The organism is Polaromonas sp. P1_G2 (assembly GCF_056405515.1).
Genome location: NZ_JBFUBY010001367.1, coordinates 1 through 414 on the forward strand (window position 1 = coordinate 1; position 414 = coordinate 414).

At 65.2% G+C, this 414-nt stretch carries 1 protein-coding gene; it reads left to right on the top strand.

Annotation, left to right across the window (positions count from 1 at the left end; genetic code table 11):
- The coding region (locus tag AC1D0P_RS30590; RefSeq protein ID WP_477680165.1) for a hypothetical protein at positions 1-414 on the top strand (414 nt) is incomplete at both ends.

A 414-nucleotide genomic window follows, 5' to 3' on the forward strand; every position in this document is an offset into this window, starting at 1 on the left:
CCTCAAGGTCATCGCACTGCTCGGCTTCAACCTCGACGTCTTCGACATGTCCTGCATCGCGAATCAGGATCGTCTGACCGAGTTGGGTGACATGCTGCCCACAGAACGTCGGCGCCGAGTCGACAGCGTCATCGGCGTGGCCGTGCTCGACGACCTGGCGAAGTCTGCCGGCGACGAAGCACTGGCCCACAAGCGTGCGGCCGACGATCTGATGGCGAACCTCCGCGAGCCCGTCGCCCCGGTCAAGCCTGATGGCTATCGCCCATCTGCTGAGCTCGCCACCGAACTGGCCGAGCTCGACAAGCTCCGCTCCGAAGCCGACCAACTGCGGGGATGGCTGGCGATGGAGAAGCGCGCTCCGGTTCGGCCGACTGATCGGATCGGCGTCGGCAGCGCCGAGTTGCAGGAAATGCT